Source organism: Agrobacterium sp. (assembly GCF_059499945.1).
This window is the reverse complement of sequence record NZ_JCABZP010000005.1, coordinates 47,755-68,638: the sequence shown is the minus strand read 5'-3', so window position 1 is coordinate 68,638 and position 20,884 is coordinate 47,755. Positions and strand designations below refer to the sequence as shown.

Sequence of the window (20,884 nt, the reverse complement as noted above, 5' to 3'; positions counted from 1 at the left end):
CACTTATTTCGGAGCCTCACCCATGAGGTCTTTGGCAGACAGGTGTTCCACCTCTTCATCACTTCCGGCGAAGGTTCGCGTTACTTTTGCCGAGCTGTAGATCCACAAGATCCGCATGGGCGCATCGCCAGTGTTGCGGAAAGCATGAACCAGACCCGCAGGGATATAAGTGCTGTCGTAGGGGACCAGCGGAGTGATCTTTCCATCAACTTCGACCTCTCCAATCCCTTCGAGTAACGTCACTTGCTCATCGCAGTTGTGGATATGAAGTGGCGCTCCTCGGCCTTTGGGATAGACACTCATACCGGTGGTAAAAAGCGCACCGGGCGAACTCATGTGCGTCACCAGTGGCGTCGTCTCTATTCCGCTTCCGCGCTGGATGCGCTTGATATCGTCCACCTTTAGAATGGTAACATTAGCTCCCACGTTTTCCTCCAGATATTCAAGATAAGATGTGTGGTTTTCAGCGACCCCAACCGCCATGGGCTGCCCGGAAGGCATCAAGCGCCGGCTGCATGTGCGCTATGCACAAGCGCGTAAACTCTGCCCTGTCGCCAGCCTGCAATGCATCGATCATGGCCGTGTGCTCGTCGATCGAATTTCTCGCCAGGTTAGGCAGACCTATAGCGTAACAGTGGATTGATGCGGTCTTTTGCCAGTAATTTTCAATATCGGCGGCAAGAAAGCGGTTCCCGCAAGCTCCAAACAGCGTGGCATGGAACTTGTCGTTTTCAGATGCCGCACCGGCAAGGTCTCCAGCTTCGATACAGCGCAAATAGCCGTCGTTGATTTCCTTCAATCTGGAAACGAGATCTTCGCTTCCTGGCATGGGAATGCGCTGGGCAGCAGCCGTCTGAAGAAGCGTGCGCATTGCATACAGCTCGTCCACCTCATCGACACCGTAATCCGAGATTACGACGCCGCGATTAGGACGCTGCTGCACAAGGCCAAGCCGCGCAAGATCGTCAAGCGCTGCGCGTATGACGTAACGTCCCACGCCAAACCGCTCCGTGAGCTCACCTTCCAGCAATCGCTCACGCGGACGAAGTCGCCCAAAGATAATATCAAGCCGCAGAGCTTCGAACACGTCTTCCCGTCCGACGTCAGCCTCGTTCGAGTTTTTCATTTCTCTCATGTCTGGCCCATCTTTCATGTCAGTTTCCAATCAATAATGGCAGCCAACATCTATGTCAATTATTTTGTTGACATTGATGTTGGCGTTATCCATTTTCACTTTATCGGAACGGGATCGTGCCGATTTCCTACTCAATAGCCTAGAATATTGTCTCCGGGGAGTTACCGTGACTGTTTTCGATTTCTGCGTGATTGGAGGCGGCATCGTCGGGTTGGCGACAGCCCATGAGCTTCTTAGTCGCACCAATGGTGCCAAAGTCATCGTTATTGAAAAGGAAACCGTGCTGGGATTCCACCAGACCGGACACAATAGCGGCGTGATTCATGCCGGCGTCTACTACAAGACAGGCAGCCTGAAGGCGCAACTATGCGTTCAGGGCGCCAAGGCCACCAAGGATTTCTGTCTCGAGTACGGTATTCCGTTTGCAACACCAGGAAAACTGATCGTCGCCACGGACAAGCTCGAGCTGGAGAGGATGAGAGCGTTGAAAATAAACGCTGAAGGGAACGGAACGGTGGTGGAGGAACTTGACACCGTCGCTCTCAGACAATGCGAGCCTGAGATTGCGGGCGTTGCGGCTCTAAGGGTCAAATCGAGCGGTATCGTCGACTACCAGAAAATCTGCATTCAGCTTAGCAATTTAATCAGGCAGGCAGGTGGAGAGATAGTTTTTGGCGACGAGGTGACCGCCCTTAGAGAAACCTCTGACGAAGTGGAAGTCGTTTGCCGCAACAAAACCTATCGTTCGCGAAAAGTCATTGCCTGTGCCGGGTTACAAGCAGACAGGATCGCGCGGCTGTCTGGCGTAGGCGGCAGTTTCCGTATCGTCCCCTTTCGCGGTGAATACTATAGAGTCCGGGAGGAAAAGAAGATCGGTGTCACCCACATGATCTATCCCGTTCCAGACCCCGCATTACCTTTTCTCGGCATTCACCTGACGCCCACCATCCATGGCGAAATGACGGTAGGACCGAACGCCGTTCTGGGCTTTTCAAGAGAAGGGTACCAAAAGCTATCCTTCAACCTTCGCGATGCACTCTCGATAGCATCTTTCAGCGGATTCTGGGGCGTGGCGCGCAAGAACTGGCGAACAGGGCTGGAAGAATTCAGCAACTCCATGTCCAAAGCGAAGTACATGCAAAAATGTCAGAAATATTATCCAGATCTCGTGTTGGAAGATCTGGTCCCCTATCGCGCAGGCATTCGCGCGCAGGCAATCACCGCGAAGGGCGATCTCCTTCATGACTTTTTGTTTCTCAACACGAAACGGACGCTGCATGTGGGTAACGCTCCCTCCCCCGCAGCAACTTCGGCTATTCCGATTGCCCGAATGATCGCCGAGCGAATTACCAACTGAGATATAGTGCCGGGAAGAATCCCTTCGGTACGGCATAGACAGCAGAGGAGGAAGAGCGATGACAGCCGAGGCAGCGCAAGAATCGTTCGATTACATTATCATTGGTGGAGGATCGGCGGGATCGTTGCTGGCGGAGCGGCTTTCGGAGGATGGTCGCTCTCGAGTGTGTGTGCTGGAATCCGGCCCGACGGACTGGCATCCTTTTGTCAGCATCCCGGCAGGATACATAAAGATCCTTTTCGACCCCAAGATGACATGGGGGTTTCCGACCGAAGCAAGCGCCGGGACCAACAGCCGCTCGATCGTTCTTCCGCAGGGACGTATGCTTGGCGGGTCAAGCAGCATAAATGGTATGGTCTATAGCCGCGGGCAACCGGGTGACTTTGACGAATGGGCAAGGCGCGGGAATGCAGGATGGGGCTATGATGACATACTGCCCTACTTCAAGCGCACCGAGAGACGTATCGGCGATGGTGATGACAGGTATCGAGGTCGTACGGGAGCGTTGCCGGTTACCGACCTGGATGGCGACTATCCATTGTGCGAAATTTTTGCAGACGGGGCGGAAACGCTGGGTTTACCACGCAACCGCGACTACAATGGCGCAACACAGTTTGGCACCGGATATTCGCAGCGTGTCATTTACCGCGGCAGGCGCGTCAATGCCGCAACCGCTTTCCTCAAGAAAGCTCGCAAACGGCCAAACGTCGAAATCCGCACGCACACCCATGTCACACGTATTCTTTTAACCGGTAAACGCGCAACGGGCGTGCGGTATCTGAAAGGTGGCGAGGGAGGGCAGCCTGTGGATATCCACGCCACACGCGAAATCATTCTCAGCGCCGGAGCGATCAACTCCCCGAAAGTTCTGCAACTTTCGGGCATTGGCGAAGCAGGATTGCTGAACGGCCTCGGCATTTCCGTCACGCATGACCTGCCGGGTGTTGGCGAAAACTTCCGTGATCACTATGCTGCGCGACTGGTCGCCCGCGTCAAGAATATCCCGACCCTCAACAGTCGTGCCAGAGGCATTCCGCTTGGCTTGGAAATCCTGAAATGGGCGCTGGGTAGGCCAAGCATCATTTCCGTCACGCCTGCAATGTTCTACGCCTTTGGCAAATCCTCGCCGGAACTCGATGCACCTGACATTCAATGCTCGTTTACGCCAGCGAGCTACAAAGAGGGTTATCTGGGCGTTCTCGAAGATTACCCCGGCGTTACCTGCGGGCCGTATCAACAGCGACCGGAAAGCCAGGGTTACGTTCGCATTCGCGCCACCGAGCCATTCGAAAAGCCTGTCGTTCAACCGAATTATCTCGCCGATCCTCTCGACCAAAGAGTAATCGTGGCCGGGATCAGGATTGCGCGAAAGCTTTTAACATCCCCCGCCATGCGGCCCTATTTCGACTGCGAGGAAATCCCTGGACCGGATTGCCAAACCGACGAGGAACTTCTGGATTTTGCCCGGAGCAAGGGATCGACCGCTTACCATCTGATCGGAACTTGCCGCATGGGCAAGGCCGATGACCGTTTGGCCGTCGTAGACGATCAGTTGCGGGTGCATGGCATTTCTGGACTTCGGGTCGTCGACGCCTCCGTCATGCCGACAATGCCATCCGCCAATACCTACGCCAGCACCCTTATGATTGCGGAAAAAGCCGCCGACATGATCCGCGGACGCGCGCCGTTGTCCCCCGTTATCTAGTTCCAATCCGATTTCATGCCTATACAAAGGAAAAACCCGTGACCCACGTATACAACCAACCCTCTTTGTTCATCGACGGAGAGTGGATTGAAGGCGGCGACCGCGAACTCTCCGCTGTCGTCAACCCAACCGATGGCTCGGAGCTGGCACGTATGCCCAGAGCCACTGCCGCCGATCTCGACCGCGCACTGGAAAGCTCGCAAAAGGCCTACAAACTCTGGCGTCATGTGTCGGCCTACGACCGGGCAAAAATCCTCCGCAAAACGGCGGAACTCATCCGCGAGCGCCGCGACGATATCGCCGTACAGATGACGCTTGAGCAGGGCAAGGTCAATGCGGAGGCCCGAATGGAGGTCGATGCCGCAGCCGATTTCTTCGAATGGTATGCCGAAGAGGGCCGCCGCGCTTATGGCCGCATCATTCCGCCGAGGGTTAAAGGCGCGCGCCACGTCGTCCTGCGTGAACCTGTGGGGCCCGTTGCGGCATTCTCTCCCTGGAATTTCCCGGCTGTTGCCCCTGCCCGCAAGATCGCGGCGGCTCTCGCCGCTGGCTGCACGTGCATTGTAAAACCATCGGAAGAAACACCGAATACGGCTCTGGCGATTGCCCGCGCTCTGGCGGACGCCGGACTTCCCGCAGGCGTGCTCAACGTGGTGTTCGGAAACGCGGCGATGATTTCGGAAACATTGATCCGCTCGCCAATCATCAAGAAAGTAACGTTCACCGGCTCGACTGGCATTGGACGTCATATCGCGCATCTTGCCGCCGAGGGGGTAAAGAAAATCTCTCTGGAGCTTGGAGGGCATGCGCCGGTCATCATCTTTAATGACGCGAACCCCAATGCGGTCGCATTGTCGGTCACTTCCAAAATTCGCAATGCGGGCCAGGTTTGCGTGTCTCCTACCCGATTTATCGTGCAGGAAGATCGATACAAGGAATTTGCAGCAACGTTGTCCGAACGTATCGAAAGCATCAACGTCGGCAATGGTCTTGACGAGAACACCCAGATGGGGCCGGTCGCCAACGATCGCCGCCTTCAGTCTATGGAGGATCTGGTGTCCGATGCGAGAGCGAAAGGCGGAAAAGTTGCGGCTGGCGGCAAGCGGATTGGCAATCAGGGCTACCATTTTTCCCCGACTGTCCTGACCGACCTCCCGGCCGATGCCAGAATTCTGTCCGAAGAGCCCTTTGGCCCCATCGCCACCGTCACACCGTTCAGGCATTTCGATGAAGCAATCGCGGAGGCTAACCGCCTTCCATTCGGCTTGGCCTCCTATGCGTTCACAAGCTCGGTTGCAACGGCCACGGATGTCGCGGACTCCATCGAGAGCGGCATGATCGGTATCAATAGCTTTGCAATCTCGATGGCTGAAACGCCGTTCGGAGGTGTAAAGGACAGCGGCTATGGATCAGAAGGCGGCCCGGAAGGGCTTGATGCCTATCTGACAACCAAATTCATCGCTCAGCACCCGTGAAGTGTCGGGTGGACGGCTTTCATATCCGCCCTCCCTGACAACTATTCGGCGCCCCCCGATGACCATGAAGCACGATTTCAATGCTGAACTCCATGCCAGGCCGTCGATCTATTTTGTCGGCCCGGCACTGGTGGAGCATATCGCCATAATGCCCGCGGCTCCATCAAGGCCATTGCCTTGTGTTATCCAGGAGCAGATTGCCGGAAGTCCCGACGTGCGGACCCAAGTGGAACATCACACCGAATTCGTGACCGTAACACGCGTTATCCAATTGGCTTCAGTACCTGAGACATGGCCCGAACTCACACTCACGGAACAGGAAGCCCTGAAGATTATAGGGTTGGACAGGGGAACGCTTGTTAATCGTCTCGCGCTGCTGGTGCTGGAAAATGGACCGGCTGAACTGGGCATGACCCTGAAAGCCTTCGGTCTGGGCGATACGGCCGCATCCGAGGTCGGGAACGGAGACGCCAGAATTTGCTCCAACTTTCGTGTCCAGCCCGACAATTCCAGCCGTATTATTCTCTTCAACGCCCAACTCAACGCATACCGGTTGGGACGGATGGTAAGGCGTCTGTGCGAGATCGAAACCTACCGCGCGATGGCATTACTTGCGCTACCTGAGGCGCGGTTGCTTGGTCCCATGCTGGCGTCCTACGACACGCAGTTGACGGCGTTGGCCAATCACAATGCGACAGTCGGAAGCGATGGCCACCGCGCGCTGCTGGACGACATCTCGCGCCTCTCCGCACAAATCATCTCGGCCGCGGCCCGCACCCGCCATCGGTTCGGAGCAACGGCTGCATACGCCAAAATCGTGGAAGAGCGGATCAAGGAACTCCGAGAGAGCCATGTTCCCGGTTTTCAGAGATTTGGTATTTTCGTTGATCGCCGCTTCAAGCCGGCTATCAGGACCTGTGACGCAACAGCCCTGCGGCTGGATCAACTGTCCCACGCCACTATGCACCTCATCGATCTGCTCCAGACGAAAATCCAGGTCGAGGTCGAGTATCAGAATGCCGTCCAGATCAAAGCAATGGCTGAACGTGCTGCTGTTCAGCTGAAAATCCAGCGTGCTGTCGAGGGATTTTCGATTATTGCGATTACCTATTACATAATTGCCTTGTCAAAGGTCATAATCGAGGCGCTGGAACATGCAGGATTGCATCTCCATCCAATGGCGTTCCTGACTTTCATTCCCGTTGCCTTGTGCGCGGTTGCCCTTGCGATATTCCGTGTCAAAAAGGCTTTGAAAGACTGATACATATGCCGCTTGCAACCCGCGGACAGAGGTCGACTGAACACCTCTAAATAGTACGCGCCCAAGCAATCATCCTCATATCTGCCATCATACCGCTCGCTTGAAGCGGAGAAATCCCGCTCAGGGGTAACCTGACCGGGATTTCCTTTCAGCTTGTTTTCAGGGCGCTTCGTTGTTTACATCCACAACATCTTGCGGCGAAGGTCGATATCGTTGGCGATCTTGCTGGAGGCAACCTCATGCAACACACGGCCCATTTCCAGCACGATCGTTCTGTCCGACAAGGCAAGTGCCAGATCGAGATTATGATCGACGATCACGATCGACAACACGTCCCTTAGTTTGTCGAAGGTGATGAAGAGCTGCTCAACGACAGCAGGTGCAAGACCTTCAAAGGGCTCATCGAGCAGGAGGATGCGGGTATCGCCCGAAAGTGCACGCGCGACGGCGGCCATCTGCTGCTCCCCGCCGGACAGACGGTCAGCGGCCGTATCCAGACGTTCGCCAAGGCGCGGAAAATATTCGAGGATCTGTTCCATCGACCAGTGGTTCCCCTCACCCGTCTGACGGCGAATTCTGCCCAGTTCCAGATTTTCGCGGACAGTCATGCCAGCGAACAATCCGCGACCCTGCGGCACATAACCAACTCCTTTTCGCGAAATTTGCGCGGATGAAAGGCCCGCCAGTTCACTGCCAAGCAGGCGGATGGACCCCAAAGACGGTTTGACGATACCGGTCAGTGCCTTCAGCAGAGTGGACTTTCCAGCCCCGTTTCGGCCCAGCAATGCAAGGATTTCTCCTTTATGGACATCGAGCGAGATATCGTGCAGGATGTGGCTCTTGCCGTAATGAACATTGACCTTCTCGAACTGTAGCATCAGATCGGTTCCGGCCTGTCCCTGCCGGGAAAGGGCGGCCACCGCGGACGTTCCGGAGCCAATATAGATCTCCTGAACCTTCTTTGAACTCCGCGCGTCCTCAACGCTGCCATCCAGAAGTACCTGCCCCTCGGCCATCACGGTTACGTGGTCGGCAAGTTCGAAAACGCGATCAATATCGTGTTCCACGAGCAGGACGGGAATGTTTTGCGACACCTCCTTGATAAGATTGCCCACCCGTTCACGTTCGGCGACGGAAAGGCCTGCGAGCGGCTCGTCCGCCAGCAGTATGCGCGGTTCGGTTGCCAGCGCCAGTCCGAGATCCAGTAGGCGTTGCCCTCCATAGGACAGTGATCCCGCCGTTGCTTCCTCCATGCCTGCGAGGCCGACCCAGGTGAGAATCTCTCCGGTCTTGGCATTGACCTTCGATAGCCCATCGCGATCCGCAATCAGACCGAACCTTTCCTCACTGTGTGCCTGCACCGCAAGACGCATGTTTTCGAAGACGGATAGCTCTGGAAAAAGGTTTGTGATCTGGAACGAACGGCCAAGGCCCAAATGCGCGATTTGGTTAGGCGATTTGCCCGATATCTCCTGCCCCATCAAAAGCACCTTGCCTGCCGTGGCTGGTAAAATGCCGGTCAGCAAATTGAATGCTGTCGTCTTGCCCGCCCCATTAGGGCCGATGAGAGCATGGAGCGTGCGGTCCCGAACGGCGACGGAGACACGATCGACCGCCTTGAACCCTCCAAACCTCTTCACGATACTGTCTGCTTCAAGAACCGCACCCTCGGCAGTCGACTGCGGCTTTAGCCCGGCTGGAAGGGGATGTTTCTCCGCTCGCCGTCCGGCCATTGCAGCAACGCCATCCGGTTCGGGGAAAAATCGAGCCCGGACCTGCGCTCCTATACCGATGATCCCGCCCCGTGCCCCAAGCACGAAGGACAGAAAGATCGCGCCGAACCAGAAAAGCCAGTTTTCCGTATATATCGACAGATATTCCCTGAATATAATATAGAAACAGGCACCGATAGCTGGCCCGAGAAACCCGCGCATCCCGCCGATGACGACCATTGCAAGCAACTCGCCAGAGAAAACGATAGACATCGGCTCGGCCGATGTGAACCGATTCTGGTAAAGCAGCAGTACACCGGCAAGTCCCGTGATGCTTGCCGATATCATGAACGCGATCAGCTTGTAGCGAAACACGTCATAGCCGAGAGCTTGGGCGCGCGCCTCATTTTCACGGATGGCAACGAGAACCGATCCCACGGGGGAGCGGATAAACCGAAGCACAAAGGCCAGCCCCAGCCAGGCGATAACCGCCACGGCGATGTAATAGCTGCTGTTGCTTTCCAGAAAAGCCGGACGCTCGATTCCGCCAAGGCCGTTCTCTCCGCCCGTGACATCCGTCCACCGGTAGGCGAGTTGAAACGACATCGCCGACAATGCGAGCGTCATCAGAGAAAAGTAGACGCCTCTTCTGCGAAGCATAAGGGTGCCGACCAGCAGTGCGAGCAGTGCAGTGCACCCTATGGCGAGAACGGCGGACGCCAGCATGCTGCCGTTGTTCATCGACAAAGCCGCAAGGCCTGCGACATAAGCGGAAAGCCCGAACCATGTTCCATGGCCGAATGAGACCAGCCCGGTATATCCGGCCAGAATATTCAAGCCGGTTGCAGCAAGTGCAAAAATGACAAGTTCTGTGGCCGAGTTGGTTCCGAGCCCGAGAAACTCCATGACAAACGGCAGCACGAGGAGCATCGCCGCGAACGTGGCGAGAAGTTTGTTGTTGTGCATTGGAAAATACCTATTCGAATCTGGTGATGCGTTCGCCCATCAGCCCACGCGGACGGATGAGAAGAACCAGGAACATCAGAAGATAGATCGCCAGCATCGAGTATTGGGAAAGCCCGATAGCGATCATGAAACCCTTGACAATGCCCACGAGCAGCGCCGCGATAACGACACCCCAGAACGAGCCGAGGCCACCGATCACAACGACGACGAAGGCCGCTGTGCCAACCTCTGCCCCCATGAGCGGATGGACTGGCTGGATAGGGGCCAGCATAACGCCCGCAAGGCCTGCGATACCGATTGCGATCGCCGATACACTTGTGAGATACGGTCTGAGCGATATGCCGAGGGTGCCGAGAATATCAGGGTTCTGGACCCCCGCCTTTACAATGCGGCCAAACGCGGTCTTGTTCAGCAGCACCCAGACGAGTGCGACCATCATCAGCGCAACGCAGATCAGGAACGTCCGGTAGCGTGAATAAACGAAGTCACCGAGGAAAAACTGGCCGCGCAAAGCGTCTGGAATGGAGTATGCGTGCGGCGCAGAGCCGAAATACCATCGTAACGATTGTTCGATCATCATCGACAGACCGAACGTCAGGAGCAATGAGTAAAGTGGATCGATGCGATAGAAACGTTTGAAGAGCAGGCGTTCGACGAGAGCACCCAGAGCGGCCACCAACAGCGGCGCCACGATGAGGGCACCAAAAAATCCGAGATAGGGCGTCAAGACCAGCGCCAGATAAGCACCGATGGCAAAAAACGCGCCGTGGGCAAGATTGACGATGCCTCCAAGTGAGAAGATTAACGACAATCCCAGCGCGATCAGCAGGTAGTAAACGCCATCGAGAAGGCCATTCAAAAGCTGAGACACGAAAAGTAGTACGGACATTACAAACCCCGCTTGCAAGAGACTACCGCAGCGAACGAACATTCGCGGCGGTAGCAAAAACTCTCGACATTCCTGATCAGGTAAACTGGCAAACACCACCGACCGCGTCATGACGCAAATCGGCCAAGTCGTCATTGGGACCTGGAACAGGGTCGGACGTCGTAAAAATGTCCCACTCATTTTTTGCGCTCTTTGGATCGACCGCCGTTACCGTGTACATTTCTTGCAAAAGTTGATGCGAGCCGGGGTCGAAACGCCCCTTTCGCGCCTTCAGGATATCGAACTCCGTTGCCGGGTTCTCGAAATAGGCTATCAGGGTCTCGGTATCGGTTCCGCCAGTCGCCTTGATTGCCTGTGCGGCGATATGGGTTGCGATGTAGTCCGTATACGCTTGGTTTTCCGGTGGTTTTCCGTAACGATCCTTAAAGGCCTTCACGAAGGCCTGCGAACCTTCCGTTTTAATCTGATGCGTCCAGATGCAGGGCCAAGTGCCCTTGAAGTTTTCGATGCCGGCAGCCCAGGCGAAAGCGCTGTTGTAGTCGAACCCACCCAACGGGATATCCATCCCGAATTCGCCGTATTGCTTAAAGAAAGTTGCGGCGCCTGCCCCGGCGAGGTTCAAGATAATCAGATCAGGTTTCGCTGCGCGGATTTTCAGAAGGTAGGACGAGTAATCCGTTGTATCCGTGGGAATCAGCTCATCGCCGATCGTTGCGCCGCCGTTCCGCTTCAAAAACGCCATGGCTCCATTGCGCAGATCGTGCCCGAAAGAATAATCGGCGCTGAGCATGTACCACTTCTTGCCCTTTACCATGTCGTGGTCGAGGAAGTACTGGCCAACAGCGTTGACGTTCATAATGTTATGAATTTCGGTATGGAACATGATGCGCTTGCAATCCTTCCCGCGAAGGAAGTCGGAGTTAGCGCCGGTGTTGATGAAAATCTTGTTCGCCCGCTGGCAGACCTGCGAGATGGACAAGGCCGACGCCGACGAAGCTTCGCCAATGATCATCACCGCCTTGTCACGCTCGATTAACCGCTCCGCCTTCGTTGTCGCGGTCTGAGGATTCATGGAGTCCTCTTTGATAAGTTTGATTTGGCGTCCGCTCACCCCGCCTGCCACATTGATCTGCTCGACTGCGAGATCCTGAGCCATAACGGCAAGGTCTCCAAGAGGACCAAGGGGACCTGTTCGCGGGGTCAAATGACCGATGATAATAGGATCGGAAGCCGCTCTCAGGAGAGAAGGCGTCGCCAACGCTCCAACTGTTACGACCGCACTTGTCCGCAGAAAATCCCTGCGGCCTAGAAAAATTTTGCCCACTTATTCTCCTCCCAGAGCCAGCATTGTGCAATATTTGCACATAAAATGACTATGACGAACCGGAGTGAATTGTCAACATTTTAATAGACATTATCGTTGACGTCGCGAATGATGCGTCTCGCATCTCTGATGTGTGCTGCCTCTGTGAAGGCCCACTAGGGCCATAACAGTTGACCGAGCTACGATTGACAGCTCAATCGGCGGCGTCGATCCAGGTCCATTCACCAGCAGCGTGACGCGGTCACCTTGCTTCAGTCTTCCGCCGGCCTTCATTGTGTCCAGGAGAAGCCTGGCAAGTTCGTCTGCAGAGGCGAATGCATTCTCCGAACGCCCTGCTCACCATGGATACCAAGGCTCAGTTTGGCAATCTTGGCTTCGATCTCGCCGACGCGAGCAAGCGTCTTATTCCAGTGCGCTTCGAGCTCCGACGTCACCAGCCTGTTCTCCGGATCAGACGCGTCGTATTGTCTGAATGCCCGCTCAGTGGCATAGCGCGCTGTCTCGAGGTCGTGTAGAAGGGCATCCTGAACCTGGTCGCGTTGGCTGGCCATATTGCGTTCTGCTTCGATGGCGGCGGTGCCGGCTCCTGGTTCGACCACGCCGAGCAGTGCCTCTTCGATCGCGTCATCGACCCGCAGTCCGCCGAAAGCAATGCACCGGGGCTCGCCATTTTCGAGCAGACCACGCCAGCAGGAATAGCGCGGAATATTATGATTGTTTCCGGTGTACCGAACCGTCAGCTTTCGATCGCACCTTTTGCAACGGAAAAGGCCGGCAAGCAGAGCGTAAGCATGCTTCGGCGCTCCATGATCGCGACTGGCCGGTACATTGTCGCTGACCATCTTGCGGATCTCCTCCGCCCGTTCCCAACGGATGTAACCTTCGTGCGCATCCGGGATCAGGGCAAGCCATTCATCACGCGCCTTGCGGCGAATTCCAGATCAGCCATCATATCCCGGCACGGAGCGACTCTTACCATAAGCGTAGGCTCCGCCGTAGATCGGATTCACAATCATCCGGTGAATGGTAGCATAATTTGGCCTGCGCCAGATGACCTCGCCATTGGCGTACCTGACCGGCAGGTCCAACCCCTGTTCGAGGAACCATAGCAGAGCTTGCCGTGCACTGCCGAGTTCATCGACCTAGTTGAAGACGAGTGCAATGGCCTTCTGGATGCGTTGATCTGAACCTGGAAAATTCCAGTTCAAAATGGCCTAATTTATTGGGGGCACGTCAATGCCAGTCCAACTCCTCCACCACAGTGTTTGCAGGGGACTACATTCTCAAAAACTGCTCATTTTATCGAAAACCGATCAAAAACGGCGGGAGTACAATATTGAAATTTTGAAATACTTTGAGCCGGCGAGCAAATGAAATAGGCTATTTAATAAACATGTGTTGGTTTCGTCGATGGTGGCAATCGTGCATCATGTTGTTTGATATAAATCGCAGCACCGTTCTTGGGGACGCTATTCCAGGCTGATGGCCGGGGACTGGGCGTGTCGGGTGAAAGGACTTAGATGAGGCCCTTCTTGTTCATGTCGACCTCTGTGACGTGTCGGACTCGAGTGCTTTGGGCCCTGCGTTAGCGCAGAGCATCGCTAGAGGAAACCAGACGTCTAACAGGCTGTACGGCGTCACACACCCTATCATAAATATCTCGTGACGCGACTGATACGTTTTCGGTGAACGTTATTTCTATGCGTACCTCACGGTTTCCGCAGCGAAAGCGAGCGGCGTCACCACGCTGGCTTGCCCTGCCACATGTTGACCAGGGTGCCGTTCGCAATGGTTCCTGCCGGTTCTGCTGCTTGTCGGCTCGCCAATGCGCACCAGCCTGAAACAGAAATAACTAACAATCAAACATTCAGACGAGGATATATAAATAGTTTTTTGAAAAAAGGGGTATACATGGAGCAACGGAAGAAAACTGGTGAGCAACTCTCTCGCATTTTACAATCTAAAACTTTCCAAAATTCAGATAGACTAAGAAAGTTCTTGAATTATGTTGTTACCGAGACAATTGAAGGACGTGAGAACAAAATAAAATCCTACTCGATAGGAATAGAAGTCCTTAACCGAAGCAGTGATTTCGATACCGCCCATGATGGGATCGTACGCACGACGGCAAACCGGTTGCGGGCCGCACTCGAAAAATATTATCAAACAGAAGGTCGCGATGATCCGATTGTCATCTCCTTGCCAAGAGGACGATACCTTCCGGTTTTCATCGACAAACGTTCTGCCCCAGAAAACAAATCGGACGACGTCGAGCCAGTTTCCGGAACGGCACCCTCAATGGATGCCGAGGCCGGTAACATGGAGAGAACGGTTCACCATTTTCTGGCCTATATCGCCGCAGGCATTTCACTCGCCGTTCTAGCCCTGCTTCTGGGATGGTTGCTGCTTTTTGGGAATGCCCCTCCATCCCGCCAGCCTCCCATTATTCTCATTCAGGCGACAACAGCACTGACCGACGACGAGCGTACGGTCACGTTCGCACGCGGCTTCCCCGTTCGTCTCTCAAGCGCTATGTCATTTTATGACGTGAACAGCGTTGTCAGGACCAGCGACTTTGCTGAAGCTCATAGCTATGCGGCTGGGATCACGAGCCTGCAAAGTGTATATGTTGTCACGAGCGAGGCTGGCGCAGAGGCCGACGGTCTTGCGCTGCATTGGCAGTTGGTCGATGCTAGAACCGGCGTCGTGCTTTGGTCCTCGAGAATCGCAGGGCAAAGCGATGGACGGTCCCTGGATATTCTGGTGCAGGAACTCGTGGGTGAAAATGCAGCGATCCGGTCTGCTGAGCAACGCAACTTGCCGACTGAACCGGTCGCGGGTTACGTCTGCGTAACCCATAGTCTCAATAAACTCACAACGATGACGGATAGGGACCGTCTATGGATGTCCAAATGTTTGACCGATACGGTGGGTGCACAACCCGACTATGCTGGGGCATGGGCCTTGCTTGCCCTTGTTCGTATCGAAGACAGTATTGCAGAAGCTGATCAAAACAACCGGGTAAGGAGCCAACTTCTCCTTGAAGAGGCCCGGAAATCCTATCAGAACTCTCAAAGACTTGCTCCTGGGTCATGGATGACACTCCGCGCAAAAACGATGCTGGAATTTCAGCTAGAGGATACAAGGGGCTTTGAGACGTCGGCAATCAGGGCCTTCGCGGTACTCCCCGAAAATGCCCGGGAGCGCGTGACAATCGCAAGCCGGCTCTTTGCGTTAGGGGCTTATGGTCAGGCAGACGCCATGCTCAGGAAAACCATTGGGCTTATGACTGTTCCGCAGCCGTCCGATTACACCTTTCTGGCAGCCGGTTTGTACTGGCGCGGGGCATATGACGATGCCTTGAAGCTGCTGCGGGATCAACCGGTTCCTGATAGCCCATTCTATTGGTGCCTGTTGACCGCGGTCGCCGGCCAGATCAACGATACACAGACAGCAAAAACTGCGCTGCATTCACTGGAGAAGACGAGCCCGCAGTTTTCAAACATCCTGGAGGTTGATCTGCGCAACCGGCACTTTCGTAGCGACTTCATTAGCAAAATTCTGTCAGGGTTCAACAAGGCCGTAAAAATTGCAGGTTAAAGGCTAATCGCATTAGTTTAAGATCGGCAGCATTCATGACCACGAATGCCGACTTATTCCTGCAAACTCTCCCTCCTCAACTCGCCCGGGGTTATCGACCAAGACTGGCGCATAGCTGCGGTCATGTGACTCTGGCTCGAAAAGCCTGTACGCCGCGCCACTTCGCTGAGCGGCATATTACCGCTTGTTACCAGTCGTTCAATTTCGCGCAATCGGAGGCTAAGGATGAACTCATGGGGGGCCTGACCTGTGCTCTGACGGAAAGCACGAGTAAAGTGGCTTGGTGAAAACCCAGCGACCGTGGCCAGTTCGACCAGATTGATTTTCTCAGCCATGTGCGCGTGAATGAAGTCGATCACCCGCGCCAGGACCTTTGGAGGAAATCCGCCTTGCCTTCGTGGTATTTTCTGCCGGCCGAGAGGAGAATAGTTGCGTAGCAGATGGGTTGCAAAGACTGTGATCAATGAATCTACATAGAGTTCGTTTGGAGCTGAATGTCGTATTCGTGTGAATTCGCTGTCGAGCATCTTGGCGAGCCGCAAGGCGCTGTGATCGACATGGCCCGGTCCGGGCAACTCCAGATCGACAGTTTGCTGATCAAACTCGGCGATCGCCAGTTGCTGCAACCTTTCAGGCGACAGAGCGAAGAGAAAATTCTCCTTGGGCGTCTCCCACCTGGCGAAAAGCTCGGACTTAACAGGTACGAGTTCAAGTGTTCCCGCGGTCGCAGTAAACGTCTTGCGGCTGTCACTGTTGAGGCCGACGATCCGTCGCGGTTGGGCGCTCAACATGACGATGGCGAAATGGCTCGGCGCCATGAACGAAATTTGGCTGGGACCGGTTCGCGTCCGCGTAACGCTGCCGGCAGCAGAATGAAGCTTGGGTCCCCAACCGTCCGGCACCATGCTAAGCATCGATTTTCACCGCCATCCGCAGCCCCCCAAACATGACATGCCCTGATATATTCAGTTTTGTCTCGACCCTGGCCGGCAACGCAGCCGCATACAAACAAAATACGACGAACGCTGATGCTCTTGCGTTGAATAAGCCTCTAGCACAGATTGTCCATCAAGCGAATTTAGCGAACACCGTCCACCTTGCGACAACGGTTTCCAATGCTGCGGCTACATTAGTGCATAATGGGCGTCTCATTAACAGAGCATCGACGCTCCATGCGTGCCTTTATCGCTCAATTCGGTCGGACGCCCTGTTCCTGATCGGCATAAATGCGGCGCACAGTCCGAAAATTCCGCAAGCAACTGCTGCAAAGAGCGGGAGGCCGTGCAAAGTCATCTCCATGGCTATACCGGACAAGAACGGTCCGGTAAAAGCGCCCACTCCCCATGCCACCGAGAGCAGCGCATAAATGCCAACAAGCTCGCTCCCTTCGTAAAGATCGCCGAGCATCACAACCGTCGTTGTGTAGATTCCAACGAATACGCCGCCCCATACGAACAGCAGTGGATAGGCAAGCCATGCATGCGCGAGCGCCATTGGCCAGAACGCCGCTCCGACGGTCGCTAGCAGTGCCAGCAACGCCAGAAGCTTCGATCGTGGCATTCGATCACCCAGCCAGCCGATGGGCAATTGCAAAGTGATCGAACCGATAAGAAGCACGGTTAGAAGGAGCGTCGCTGATTGCTCCGGCCATCCGAGGCTCACTGCATAAATCGGCAGAAGGCTAAGCCCCGCTGCTTCCAGGGCTGCGTTGAGCGCCGCGGACGCCACGGCAACCGGCGCCAGCCCGAGATATCGAAAGGGATTGCCAATATCTTCATGTTCCGCCTTCGGCTCTTGCGGCCTGCCGAAAACAAGGACAATGCAGGCGGCAAATGTCATGAGGCCGCCTATGACAAACGCCCAAAGCTCATGCCTGCCAACAAAAGCGAGAATGGTGGGGCCGAGGGCTGTCCCACACGAGAGCGCGGTCATGTATATGGCGATCAGACGCCCGCGTGACGCTTCGCTTGCCAAGTGGTTGAGCCAGGTTTCCGAAACGACGAACAGGGTCTCGGATACGGCGCCAAGAGCTGCGCGCAGCGGAAACCATATCCAGATGAAGGGAGCGGCAGGGAACAGGAGAAGTATGCTGCCCGCTCCGAGAAGGGCGCTTTTCGCGAGGCGTCCAAAGCCAAACCGACCGAACAGGCGCGGCATGAAGGGGGCAGCCAGCAAGACACCAACGGCATACATGGCACCATTCGCGCCGATGAAACTTTCAGAATATCCTGCCTCGGCGAGCTCGAGCGCAATCAGGGGCGCACTCAGGCCATAAGTCAGGCCGAAAATCGTCGCCGTCACGGTGATGACCACAGCGGTTCGAGTGGCCTGGTTCATGGTTGCCTCGTCACGCCTTCGGCGCGCTCGTCTTGATGCGCAAACGTTTGGCGTGTCTGTAGCGCCCGACGAAGCTTCCTGCGCCAGCGACCCTGATTGTTTTCAAGCACAGCGAGCAGCAGGCGTGAATAGTCAAGCACCAGCCCCGGCGTCCAGGTCATGGTCTCCGCACGACCGCGGACAAGGCGCAACAGCCAGAACTGAGGATTGGTCAGAAGCTTGAAGAGATCACGCCAGACGTGACCGCTATGGCTGCTCCCTTCCAGAGCCGCATCCAGTGCCTGGATGACGGTCGTCGAGCAGTTGCGCGCGGTCAGATTGTAGGTGTTGTCCTTAGAATAAGCGGCCCAGAAGCGGCGCAGCGCTTCCGGCTTGAAACGCCGGAATGTCACTCTTTGATCCGGCATGCACCAATTGGCCACCTCCCACTCGAGCGACGGGTTGAACCGACCAGGCACGTCGTTCTCGTGACCTGCCCGAAGCAGAGCCCGAAAATCGTCGGGGTTATGGTCAATATCGTCTGCGGGATAATGGCTGACATAGAGATCCGGCGGCATTTCGAGTGCAGCGTGTCCGGTGGAAATCACCCCATTCTTGTCGACCGCCGCGACATACCGGTCGATTAGCACCCTTCGCTCAGGGCTTCCGATCGCGCCGGCCGCTGTCCAGACATGGATGTTGAGAAGCTCATCACCCGAACTCCAGACGTCCTCGTCGGGTGGAACGACCGGGCGCGTCACACCGCCTTGCCAGTTACGGGCGGCATAGAGCGGAAGAGCGGTCACAGATCCGCCTTCGGGGAGCTCACGCAGCGGCAGAGCCATTCGCACAATGGCGTATCCCGAGGTCAGCAGCAAAAGCGCGAAGCAGAACGGCACGGTCAAAAGATGAGGAATAGGCCATGACATCAATATGGCCACTGCGAGACACGTCTCGATCAATCCCGCGACGATACCGACGCGCCAGCGTGAGCTGTGGACGACAAACGCCGTAGCGATCCGAAAAAGCCCATCTACCAGAAATGCGAAGCCGAACACAATCGCGGCCCCGATATTTCCATCCCAGGGGACGTTGAACACGAGAAAGGCCGCGATCAGGAAGGCGACACCACGGAACGCATCAATCCAATGCTGCCGAACACCGATCGAAAAAGCGGCTGCCAGTTCGATCAGTCCTTCAACGATGAGGAAGATGGCGAACGTGTCGAGCAGCAGGAACAGTTTGCCGTCGCTCAGATCGAACAGGATGGCAATGCCAAGCGTCATCCAGGTGACCCCGGCGGTTACCAACACTTTCCAGGCAGGTTTGAGCGCCTGGGCTCCGAGAAGCAAAAAAACAAGTTGTATCATGATAATCCACCTGGAAGAGTTCTGCCCTCTTCAGGGTCGGCTTTGAGGGGTCTTATCGGCAGGATGCTGCCGAATGGTCCGATAAATTCCAAGGATCAGAACCAATCCCGGAGGGTGCCTTAGCTAGTTGCGTCGGCGATATTGGAATGAGGCGACCATCGATATGCCGTGAAGGAAACCTGACCCGCTACTGGCTGAAGCCTTTCGCCTTCATGCAATCCCCGACCAGTTTTTCCCTGTCCAGTTCCTGCTCTATTCCATTGGCAATACCGGCCTCTATTGCGCTGCCATAACTTTTGTAGTGGCCACCGCCCGACCCTATCGTGATGGTGGCCGCCTCAGCCTGGTACTTGCACTCCGCCATGGCCTGTTCGGCTTCGGACTGAGGAACGTCGCTTTTGACCCATGGCTTCTTGCTGCTGTTGCAACCAGCCAGAAGAATTGAAGCGGAAAGTAGAATAACTGAGTTTCTGATCAACACTGTAATTTGTCCCTCGATCATTGTTGCTCACCATCGTGCAAAAGCTGACGGTGCTGTCTATTGCCCTTCAAAAACAACGAAGCCGATGTCCTCTGTGGGTGTGAAGTCTTTTCGCCTTATCTCGAAGGCCGTCGGCCCGGACTTGTTGAGGCCGCTCATGCACAATGACAGGACGGCATGGGGCTTCTCCTTGTCGATCGTCAGATGAAAATCCCCGATCGGCCCCTTCCAGTTCGCCCCCGTAGTCAACACGTAGCTCACTTCGTTAGGTGCAATTCCAAACGGCTTTTCCGGATCGGCTTTCGCAGCCGCCCGGGCCTGCTTCAGGAGATGCCGCACCCCCGCCTTGCCCTGCTCGTCCAGGCAGTAGCTCGCATAGTCCTTGAACTGCACTTCATCCGCGAAAATCGAAGCTCCGCCGACGATGGGCTCGTAGCGATGGTCTATGACGACGCTTTTCTCAGCCGGAAAAATCTGTTCCCAGTGAAAGGTCGCGCGCAGGCTCCAGTTAACAGTGAAGTCGCCCGATCGGTCGGACGGGTTCTCCTCTTCAATAAGCCCCTGCGCTACAAGCTCTCGCCAGACCTTCTCCGGCAAGCCGCGCGCCTTGCCTTCCCATCCTGGCAGCCTCGCATTGACCGGCAACCCTGCTTTCTCGATCACGGCTGTCACGTCGGTGCCATCGTCGGTAAATGCCTTCTGCTCCAGTTTGGGATGGATGGTCTTACCGTCCGCGCTCACCTTGAAGCCAACGAAATTCTCCTGATCTTCGACCGGCAGGAATACCGTTGCGAAGGCGCTTTGATCGATGTCCGGCAGGGGAAAGGCGACCGTTGTAGTGATGTCCCGGTCGCATTCATTGCGAAAGACGTAATGTATGCGGACCTCGCTCGGCGACAGATAGAGATCTTCACTCGCCATTGCGATATGGTCCGAAGTCGTCAGCGACAGCCCGCCGGCACCCAGCACCGCACTCGTATCGTTGGCATGGACCGGGGTGGACATCAGCGAGGCTACAGACAGCGACGCGAATAGTGCTTTAACCAGGACATGGTTGGCATCGATGGTTGCTTGCCCTCTCATATCACGTAGCGTCGCCTGGATCATCGATGAGGCAGCCGGGGCAAAGGCAGCCCTGGTAGTTGCCATGCACCTCGAAGTTCGGTTCTTCCTGTCAAATTGCGACCTCGTATCGATGGCCTCTGCCGGAGCGACCATTGTAGCCGTCGTCGCGGCGGTAGTTGCTTGTGGTATGCCATCAATTGCACCTGCCATCAGCCATCCTCTCGATGA

At 55.6% G+C, this 20,884-nt stretch carries 15 protein-coding genes and 1 pseudogene; 5 read left to right on the top strand and 11 right to left on the bottom strand.

Translation table 11 applies throughout. The features are described 5' to 3' along the window. Positions 1–3: 3 nt before the first annotated feature. Together AC5I5B_RS05575 and AC5I5B_RS05570 are read right to left on the bottom strand one after the other, a co-directional pair. The gene (locus AC5I5B_RS05575; protein WP_495752424.1) at positions 4–483 is read right to left on the bottom strand and encodes a cupin domain-containing protein; all 480 of its coding nucleotides are present in this window, start codon (positions 481–483) and stop codon (positions 4–6) included. Then, positions 464–1,153, bottom strand: a complete 690-nt coding sequence (locus AC5I5B_RS05570; RefSeq protein WP_107676500.1) for a GntR family transcriptional regulator — start codon at positions 1,151–1,153, stop codon at positions 464–466. The genes AC5I5B_RS05575 and AC5I5B_RS05570 overlap by 20 nt, the downstream gene beginning before the upstream one ends. 148 nt (positions 1,154–1,301) lie before the next feature. On the opposite strand from AC5I5B_RS05570, the gene lhgO reads away from it, so the two are divergent. From lhgO to AC5I5B_RS05550, 4 genes are all read left to right on the top strand, one after another. Continuing rightward, positions 1,302–2,492 carry an L-2-hydroxyglutarate oxidase gene (gene lhgO / locus AC5I5B_RS05565; RefSeq protein ID WP_495752423.1) on the top strand — a complete coding sequence of 397 codons (1,191 nt, stop codon included), beginning with the start codon at positions 1,302–1,304 and terminating at the stop codon, positions 2,490–2,492. Between the two features lie 58 nt (positions 2,493–2,550). After that, complete coding sequence (locus AC5I5B_RS05560) at positions 2,551–4,197, top strand: GMC family oxidoreductase (RefSeq protein ID WP_495752422.1); 1,647 nt, start codon at positions 2,551–2,553, stop codon at positions 4,195–4,197. A 38-nt stretch (positions 4,198–4,235) separates the two neighbouring features. Beyond that, a complete protein-coding gene (locus AC5I5B_RS05555) occupies positions 4,236–5,672 on the top strand; it encodes an NAD-dependent succinate-semialdehyde dehydrogenase (protein ID WP_495752421.1) in 1,437 nt (478 codons plus the stop codon). A 64-nt stretch (positions 5,673–5,736) separates the two neighbouring features. Then, the gene (locus AC5I5B_RS05550; RefSeq protein WP_495752491.1) at positions 5,737–6,933 is read left to right on the top strand and encodes a DUF3422 domain-containing protein; all 1,197 of its coding nucleotides are present in this window, start codon (positions 5,737–5,739) and stop codon (positions 6,931–6,933) included. A gap of 176 nt (positions 6,934–7,109) precedes the next feature. Here AC5I5B_RS05550 and AC5I5B_RS05545 read toward each other — a convergent pair whose 3' ends face one another. The 4 genes and pseudogenes from AC5I5B_RS05545 to AC5I5B_RS05530 all read right to left on the bottom strand — a co-directional run. Continuing rightward, positions 7,110–9,611, bottom strand: coding sequence for a branched-chain amino acid ABC transporter ATP-binding protein/permease (locus tag AC5I5B_RS05545; RefSeq protein WP_495752420.1), 2,502 nt, complete (start codon positions 9,609–9,611; stop codon positions 7,110–7,112). Positions 9,612–9,621: 10 nt separating this feature from the next. Next, positions 9,622–10,500 (bottom strand): branched-chain amino acid ABC transporter permease, encoded by an 879-nt coding sequence (locus AC5I5B_RS05540; protein ID WP_495752419.1) that lies wholly within the window; start codon positions 10,498–10,500, stop codon positions 9,622–9,624. A 76-nt stretch (positions 10,501–10,576) separates the two neighbouring features. Continuing rightward, positions 10,577–11,824, bottom strand: a complete 1,248-nt coding sequence (locus AC5I5B_RS05535; protein WP_495752418.1) for an ABC transporter substrate-binding protein — start codon at positions 11,822–11,824, stop codon at positions 10,577–10,579. A gap of 156 nt (positions 11,825–11,980) precedes the next feature. Next, a pseudogene (locus tag AC5I5B_RS05530) lies at positions 11,981–13,008 on the bottom strand (recombinase family protein); the annotation flags it as partial. A 727-nt stretch (positions 13,009–13,735) separates the two neighbouring features. On the opposite strand from AC5I5B_RS05530, the gene AC5I5B_RS05525 reads away from it, so the two are divergent. Further along, the gene (locus AC5I5B_RS05525) at positions 13,736–15,424 is read left to right on the top strand and encodes a hypothetical protein (RefSeq protein ID WP_495752417.1); all 1,689 of its coding nucleotides are present in this window, start codon (positions 13,736–13,738) and stop codon (positions 15,422–15,424) included. A 53-nt stretch (positions 15,425–15,477) separates the two neighbouring features. Here the strand turns inward: AC5I5B_RS05525 and AC5I5B_RS05520 are convergent, their stop codons facing one another. The 5 genes from AC5I5B_RS05520 to AC5I5B_RS05500 all read right to left on the bottom strand — a co-directional run bounded on the left by AC5I5B_RS05520 (position 15,478) and on the right by AC5I5B_RS05500 (position 20,866). Then, positions 15,478–16,338: a helix-turn-helix domain-containing protein gene (locus AC5I5B_RS05520; protein WP_495752416.1), complete on the bottom strand. Its 861-nt coding sequence runs from the start codon at positions 16,336–16,338 to the stop codon at positions 15,478–15,480. Between the two features lie 268 nt (positions 16,339–16,606). Further along, a complete protein-coding gene (locus AC5I5B_RS05515; protein ID WP_495752415.1) occupies positions 16,607–17,761 on the bottom strand; it encodes an MFS transporter in 1,155 nt (384 codons plus the stop codon). Continuing rightward, complete coding sequence (locus AC5I5B_RS05510) at positions 17,758–19,110, bottom strand: HdeD family acid-resistance protein (protein WP_495752414.1); 1,353 nt, start codon at positions 19,108–19,110, stop codon at positions 17,758–17,760. The genes AC5I5B_RS05515 and AC5I5B_RS05510 overlap by 4 nt, the downstream gene beginning before the upstream one ends. Positions 19,111–19,297: 187 nt before the next feature. Beyond that, a complete protein-coding gene (locus AC5I5B_RS05505; protein WP_495752413.1) occupies positions 19,298–19,612 on the bottom strand; it encodes a hypothetical protein in 315 nt (104 codons plus the stop codon). 36 nt (positions 19,613–19,648) lie between these two features. Continuing rightward, entirely contained in the window at positions 19,649–20,866 is a 1,218-nt protein-coding gene (locus AC5I5B_RS05500; RefSeq protein WP_495752412.1) for a DUF4424 domain-containing protein, read from the bottom strand. Positions 20,867–20,884 lie beyond the last annotated feature (18 nt).